The following is a 6,657-nucleotide window of genomic DNA, read 5'->3' on the forward strand; positions in this document are numbered from 1 at the left end:
GACCACTGACCACTGACCACTGACTTTTGACAATTTATGGTCGATATAACCATAGTGGTAAACCACTAGTAGACATTTCAAATTCCAACCAATCAATTCCAGATCCCAGCCCTGATGTAATTTGACGACTTCCTGGTAGAATTCTACTCAATAAAGGTTTTCGTTCTTCTAGGGTATAACAGGGTGTTTTCTCAGGATCAAGACCAACTAATTCTGCTGTCCAGCGCCGGGCATCTTCTTCTGTTCCCAGACGATCTACAACACCCAATTCCAAGGCTTGCTGTCCTGTAAAAATCCTCCCATCAGCGAAACTTTTAACAGTTTCCACCCCCAAAGAACGCGCATCGGCTATGGTTTGCACAAACTGCTGATAACTGATGTCAATCAACTCTTGCAAGATGTCTTGTTCTGGTTCGGTTAGTTCTCGGTCGAATGCCAAAATATCTTTGTAAGGCCCTGACTTAATAACTTTGAAGGAAACACCGACTTTCGCTAACAAGCGTTCCAAGTTATTTCCACGCAGAATCACACCAATGCTGCCTGTGATCGTACCAGGGTTGGCCACAATGTGCCCGGCTCCCATGCCGATATAAACACCGCCAGAAGCCGAAATATTGCCAAAGCTAGCAACGATTTTGATTTTTTCGCGCAATCGCTTCAGGGCGCTATAGATTTCTTGGGAATCCCCGACTGTACCCCCAGGACTATCAATGCGTAGCAGTAAAGCCGGAAACTTTTTTTCCTCTACGGTTTTTAGGGCTTCTAAAACACGTTTACGAGTAGCACTGGCGATCGCACCAGTAATTTCAATCCGGGCAATTTGTTTACGAAATTTTGACTTAAAAGGCCAAACCATGAGCAGTTAAAAAACTTCTGTAATACACTCAATATAAAATGCCCAGCGGTCAAACGTCCTAACTTTGCTCTATTAAAAAGAATTAGGGCATTCATTGGGCATGGGGAAGAAGGGTAAAGGGAAAGGGGTAAGGGGGAAAGGGTTTGTTTCTTCATCCTTTAACCCCTTCGGGATGACGCTCCTGCGTCGCTCTAAGCGTAGCTATGCCGCAGGCTTTACGCTGCGAAGATCGCCAGTCGCTCATGGGGAGCCACTGCGGTGGACGGGTTCCCAAGGCACTCCGTTGGGCGGCTATGCCGACTTGAAGGAAGTGCCGCCGGCATAAAGCAAGTGGCGTGGAAACCCCCATCGCGTAGCGTCTCCCCTTCTCCCAAAGGGAGAGGCTAGCGCCAAGGGAGAAGACCGCGCTGGCTCACCTTTTCCCAAGGTTGTTTGTCCTCTGCTCCCAGTCTCCAGTCCAAAGCGACGACCAATTAAGAAAATCAACAGAATTTGTGAGCTACGTAAATTTAACAAAGTTTTTAGATTTCCATAGATGTATATTTGTTATTATTTTTGAACGTTGGTAAAGTCTTCAAATGTCTCAAAGCAAACAAAATACAAAATTATAGAAGTGAATGCACAACGTGGTGTAATCTTATATTTTTTGTTTGTCTAAAAGTTTGCACACCAATAAGCTATGCTTTCCTCGCATAGTCATTAACGTTTAATAATTATTATATTTATTCGCACAGCTTGATTTAGTGAAGACTCAGCAACGCCAATTCTTCTCTAGATACAGTAATAACAGTATTTTTGTCTCTTGGTTCAGTTCATGAAAACCAACTGAGCATTTTTTTCACGGATTAAGAGTCTATACGTAAGATTTGACAGCGGTAATAAGCGTAAGTGTCAAACAGCCCCCCAACAAAACTGCAAGTCAAGCTAATCACCAGGATTCCGTGCAACGCATTTCCACTGCCAAAGATAGAGAGAAAATGCAATATCCTATTAGCACTTGCTTCAGTCACCCCTTGTAACAAAGGAATTTGACCTATCAGAGGTAAAAGAAGCAATACGCCGCCGACTAAGAACATAGGAGCAGCAAAACTGAAAATAATCGTGAGTACCAAAGAACGGAGAAAGTTGGTCAAAAGAGTCATTTAGAACAGGCTCCGTGAATCAGGTGAACAATAGCTCAACAGCTATATTTCATCTTCTACAATACGTGCGATCGCTCCTGCACAACCAAGATGTCAAAAATCTTAAGTTTTCGTTAAAAGAAACCATTACCAGTTACAGCAAATGCAATGAGTACGAATCAATCCAAAAATCTATCAAACCCTTGAAAAAGCCAGCTTTGAGTCAATAATATTTTGTTTTAGCTTAACGAAGCGCGTTTAAACACGGTTAAATTTTTCTGAGAGTACATTTAAAGTAAGTTAATGTTTTAGCAAAATCCAAGGCGCGAGAAAAACAAATAGGGAGAATAACCAGCGACTATCGACTATTGACTCATGACTTTCGCTATTCTTAAGGCAGTTACCGAGTTAGCTACAGAACATTGAGCGAGACTACATCCAAATCTAGTTTAGGAGTATGGGGTCAGCGGTTGTTGGCAGCGATTTTCTTGGGTGGACAAGTGATAGTTCACCTAATAAAAGGCAAAATCCACTGGCGCAATACCTCAGAGCAAATGGCAGCCGTTGGGCCAGATTCACTTTTTATTGCCCTATTGACAGCTGTTTTTGTGGGCGCAGTATTTACCATCCAGGTAGCGCGGGAGTTTATCAACTTTGGCGCGGGAAATCTAGTTGGTGGAGTATTGGCAGTAGCATTGACTAGAGAACTAGCGCCCGTATTGACCGCAGTAGTTTTGGCAGGGCGGGTTGGGTCTGCCTTTGCAGCGGAAATTGGTACTATGCGGGTGACAGAACAAATCGATGCCATGTTGATCTTAAAAACTGATCCAATCGATTATCTAGTTATTCCCCGTGTACTTGCTTGCTGCTTAATGTTGCCCATTCTTACCCTTCTGTCTTTAGTAACAGGGCTTTTTGGGGGATTGATCATTGCAACAAATATATATGGTATCTCCGACACAGTATTTCTAGACTCAGCTCGTAACCTGCTTGAGACCTGGGATATTTTTAGCGCCATGATTAAGGCATGTTGCTTTGGCTTATTAATTGCCGTAATAGGTTGTAGTTGGGGTTTGACGACCACGGGAGGAGCCAAAGGCGTGGGACAATCAACCACGACTGCTGTAGTTACTGCCTTGTTAATTATATTTATTAGCAACTTCTTTCTTTCATGGTTAATGTTTCAGGGAACTGGCAGTGCCTTTGTACAAGGATTATAAAGTTACTCCTCAGTCACTTGAGATTTACTAACTAGGGGATTGAGGACTACTTCATTTGCAACTCCCTCAGGCTTACGGACACGAATTGCTGGGCGCGAGCGCTTATAACCTGCTCTTTCAGCTTTTTGGTGTTCGTAATCAATCAGTCTGCCATAATATTCGTGCTTGCTTAAATTCATTGACAAGAATATATGCTGACGGATATTACCGAAACCTTTGCGATTAAAAAATTTTAAGGCTGGAGTGTTGGTAGGATCGGTGTCTGCTAGCATGAACCGTGCCCCATCTTCAATCATTCGGGCGATGACCTTATCAACCAGCTTGTCTGCTACTCCCCGACGCTGAAACTTCGGATTAACTCCCAACCATAAAATGTATCCATAAGTCCAAGATGCTTTGGTGATGATAGTTCCCAAAATGAATCCTGCTAGATCCCCATTGGTTTCAGCAACCAAGCAATATTCAGGATCTGTATTGTAGAGTCCAATCACCTCCCATTCGTCCCAGGTACGGTACAAATAAGGATACAAATCGCTGGTAAATAGCTCTTCTCCCAAATGATAAACGGGAGCAATGTCATCAATACCTAATTCCCGCACATAAATTGCGTCATTTTCATCAAAGCTTGCCATAGCTGAGGAAATTGTGATTTTTGTATATGAATGATTCCTGAATTTTAGCGATATTGGCAAAACTTATGTTTAGGAAAATATCTTTTTCAAATAGATAGTTATTTTCGCCAGACTCTACTAAAGGATAAAAAAGGATATAACGCTTAATTAGCATAGCTTTTACGTTGAAAGAAGCTCATGAAAGAAACCACTCCCGCAGCCATGTCCCCGTGCTTTGAAAAATGGTGTCAAAGATTTGATGGTGTAGTTTACTCATAAGCACAAAAAAAAGAGTTTAGACACTATTTAAGGGGATTATTGGGTGAAAGTGAAAGAAAAAACTTATTCCAGATGCAGAGAATGCCGTAGGGGTGACTTACCACCGATTTCACCACTTTTTAACCGAAGTACCTTGGTCTAGTTCCCAGATGAACGAGCGTTGGTTAGAGATCATGAACAAGTGTAGTCAGACGAGAACCAGCAGAAGCTAATCGCATAATAATTGATGATTCTGGTCATCGAAAGATAAATTAAGTATCTGTTTAGGATAAAGTTCTAAAATTTAAAATAAACTCTAAAAATAACTGGCATATCAAGTTGTGTCCGCAATGGTAGGTAGGATTAGCCTATGAATGAGCCAAGTCGCATCACAATTGCTAATTCTTCTTCAATTATCGGCTTCGAGAAATCTGGTGGCGGAGGTTGGCCTATTTGGGATCGTTACCTGACAATTGAAAATAAACGAGCTTATCACATTGGTAATGTCTGCGGAACTTGCGCTTTCTTTTTTGAGCGGCTTGAGGGTGAGAGTTGCAGTATCAGTGCAGCAGCCATTGCAGAAAGGCTCAATAATGGGACTAACATCGCTGATCCTGCATTCACTTCTATTTTGGGACAAATTCTCCCAACAGGAGTTTACTATATCAATTTCTCAACAGTACTTCCACGCTTGATTGAACCGGGCGACAGATACGATTACTTCGTTCAAGAGCAGGTCGCATTGTGGGGAATCGACGCGTCACCACCGCATCATCCGCGCGTTAGTTACTATCGTAGTCACTCACCAGCACTGGGAAAACATCGCCAACTTTTCGAGTTTGTGATTCCGATGTTTCCTACCACAAAGCTGGATCAACAGAGAGTTATACATTATCAGGATGAAATAGCACATGGTAGGCAACCAACTGCATTTACTATCTCTGTTTTGGACATTAAGCAGCCAGCAGTTTGGGAGGGCAATCCTGAGATTACCGAGCATTGGTGTTTGGCTCACTATCTCCTTGATGGACACCATAAAATATATGCCGCATCACAGACCAAAGAGCCGCTCAATTTGGTTTCATTCTTGACAGTTGATGCAAGCCTAGCATCTGAAGAAGAAATCAAGGTGGCTCTGGCTTGTCTTACTTCAGGATAATCTGGTCAAAAGCTTTTTGGGGAGTTATATCAACGGAGGTTAGAGTTAGTTACCAAATTCAAAAAGAATATGAAAAACCGCTTAGTAAAGCTCATTGATAAAATTCTTTTACACATACAGTACAAACTTTTAATTATTTACGTCGTCTTACTTAGTAGCTTGAAAAATGTCTGAATCAAGCTGAATTGACAGAATTAGGATATAAGCGGATTGTTATTTGTGACTTTGATGACATCATCAAAGCTGCTGCAACAAGGGTAACTAAGAGGAAAGCATGAAAAAAGCGATTATTGCTAAAATATTGATTACATCACTCGGTTCGGTGACTATATTTACTCCAAACCAAGCTTCGGCTCAACTTATACCCCAGCCTTGGGTTTCAGTTGGCGCACAAGATGGTGATGTAACCTATGCTGTGGGAGCTAGAGCTTTAAATTTGGGAGTAGAGGTAGGAAGTGGGCCTGATGGTTCTGCTGGGGTAGATGTTTTAAAATTTCTCAGTTTGCCAGTCATTTCGCCTTATGTAGGACTTGGATATTATTCAGAAGATAAAGGTGTTGCAGTTTCAGGCGGTGTTCAAGTAGGTGCTACAGATAACGTTTTTGTCGGTGCCGGTTACAATTCTGTTCGAGGATTCAACGGTCAACTGGGAATAAGATTTTAATTTCTCTTCTTGTAAAAGTGCGTTTAAGCAGATTGTAGAATCAATGATTAATTCCTCAGTTTACATTTTAGACCAGCTGAGGTTTTTATTTTCTAGGCAATAGGAAAGAAAGTAGACGCAAGGCCGCTACTCTTGCGAGTTCTCCGCAAGGAGTAGGTCTGTCCCATTAAATTTGACGGATAAGAGAACGAACCGCCTTCGCACAGCGTCTCGTAGAGAAGGACGCAAAGAGCGCTAAAGAAGAGGCAAAGAAGACGAATTGACAAACTAATTCACCTATCAATATTAATGGGCTGAAGGGGTGACAAAGAGGCTGAAGCTCAGGAAATACAAGAGTGTGACTGTTTTGGGGTAAAAAAAGATAGGTCAGGTATTCTCAACAAGACCTATCAAATGATAATGTTACCTAAATTCTACCAAAACTGCTTTCAAAATGTACTGACACCCGCACAGTACAAGATGTTGGAAATCTTGATTATGCTGTTACAATTTCATAAAACTGTGACAATTGAGAAGCTGGCGACAGTATTTCCCCAACCGATAAAATTTGAGAGTCGGCGACGAAGCATCCAAAGATTTTTATTACTGCCAGAGTTATCAATTCAATACATCTGGTTTCCATTACTCAAAAGATGGGTTAAAAACAGCAGACAATCTCAGGAGAAACAATTGATATTTGCGATTGATAGAACACAGTGGCGTGGTGAAAATGTGTTCGTCATTAGTTTAATAGAACAAAAAAGAGCTATTCCAGTTTATTGGCTATTG

At 41.7% G+C, this 6,657-nt stretch carries 7 protein-coding genes and 3 pseudogenes; 6 read left to right on the forward strand and 4 right to left on the reverse strand.

The window, feature by feature from the left end; translation table 11 throughout:
* Positions 1–34 precede the first annotated feature (34 nt).
* The 3 genes from sppA to I8751_RS14840 form a co-directional block, all read right to left on the reverse strand.
* Positions 35–856 (reverse strand): signal peptide peptidase SppA, encoded by an 822-nt coding sequence (gene sppA, locus I8751_RS14830; protein WP_214439919.1) that lies wholly within the window; start codon positions 854–856, stop codon positions 35–37.
* A 151-nt stretch (positions 857–1,007) separates the two neighbouring features.
* Positions 1,008–1,205 carry a hypothetical protein gene (locus I8751_RS14835; RefSeq protein WP_214439920.1) on the reverse strand — a complete coding sequence of 66 codons (198 nt, stop codon included), beginning with the start codon at positions 1,203–1,205 and terminating at the stop codon, positions 1,008–1,010.
* A gap of 496 nt (positions 1,206–1,701) precedes the next feature.
* The gene (locus I8751_RS14840) at positions 1,702–1,998 is read right to left on the reverse strand and encodes a hypothetical protein (RefSeq protein ID WP_214439921.1); all 297 of its coding nucleotides are present in this window, start codon (positions 1,996–1,998) and stop codon (positions 1,702–1,704) included.
* A gap of 401 nt (positions 1,999–2,399) precedes the next feature.
* On the opposite strand from I8751_RS14840, the gene I8751_RS14845 reads away from it, so the two are divergent.
* On the forward strand, positions 2,400–3,197 hold the full coding sequence (locus I8751_RS14845; protein WP_214439922.1) for an MlaE family lipid ABC transporter permease subunit: 798 nt from the start codon (positions 2,400–2,402) through the stop codon (positions 3,195–3,197).
* A gap of 2 nt (positions 3,198–3,199) precedes the next feature.
* On the opposite strand, the gene I8751_RS14850 is transcribed toward I8751_RS14845, so the two are convergent.
* A complete protein-coding gene (locus tag I8751_RS14850; RefSeq protein ID WP_214439923.1) occupies positions 3,200–3,829 on the reverse strand; it encodes a GNAT family N-acetyltransferase in 630 nt (209 codons plus the stop codon).
* A gap of 177 nt (positions 3,830–4,006) precedes the next feature.
* Between I8751_RS14850 and I8751_RS14855 the strand changes: the two are divergent.
* The 5 genes and pseudogenes from I8751_RS14855 to I8751_RS14875 all read left to right on the forward strand — a co-directional run.
* Positions 4,007–4,333, forward strand: a pseudogene (locus I8751_RS14855) (transposase); the annotation flags it as partial.
* A 103-nt stretch (positions 4,334–4,436) separates the two neighbouring features.
* Entirely contained in the window at positions 4,437–5,225 is a 789-nt protein-coding gene (locus I8751_RS14860; RefSeq protein ID WP_214439924.1) for a hypothetical protein, read from the forward strand.
* 6 nt (positions 5,226–5,231) lie between these two features.
* Positions 5,232–5,336, forward strand: a pseudogene (locus tag I8751_RS30605) (IS982 family transposase); the annotation flags it as partial.
* Between the two features lie 163 nt (positions 5,337–5,499).
* Positions 5,500–5,889, forward strand: coding sequence for a hypothetical protein (locus I8751_RS14870; RefSeq protein WP_214439925.1), 390 nt, complete (start codon positions 5,500–5,502; stop codon positions 5,887–5,889).
* Positions 5,890–6,366: 477 nt separating this feature from the next.
* Positions 6,367–6,657, forward strand: a pseudogene (locus I8751_RS14875) (IS4 family transposase); the annotation flags it as partial.

Origin of the sequence: Atlanticothrix silvestris CENA357 (assembly GCF_016056295.1) — a bacterium.
Lineage (GTDB): Bacteria > Cyanobacteriota > Cyanobacteriia > Cyanobacteriales > Nostocaceae > Atlanticothrix > Atlanticothrix silvestris.

Coding starts and splice junctions, on each gene's coding strand:
- sppA (WP_214439919.1), bottom strand. CDS start 856: ATGGTTTGGCCTTTTAAGTCAAAATTTCGTAAACAAATTGCCCGGATT.
- I8751_RS14835 (WP_214439920.1), bottom strand. CDS start 1,205: ATGGGGGTTTCCACGCCACTTGCTTTATGCCGGCGGCACTTCCTTCAA.
- I8751_RS14840 (WP_214439921.1), bottom strand. CDS start 1,998: ATGACTCTTTTGACCAACTTTCTCCGTTCTTTGGTACTCACGATTATT.
- I8751_RS14850 (WP_214439923.1), bottom strand. CDS start 3,829: ATGGCAAGCTTTGATGAAAATGACGCAATTTATGTGCGGGAATTAGGT.
- I8751_RS14860 (WP_214439924.1), top strand. CDS start 4,437: ATGAATGAGCCAAGTCGCATCACAATTGCTAATTCTTCTTCAATTATC.
- I8751_RS14870 (WP_214439925.1), top strand. CDS start 5,500: ATGAAAAAAGCGATTATTGCTAAAATATTGATTACATCACTCGGTTCG.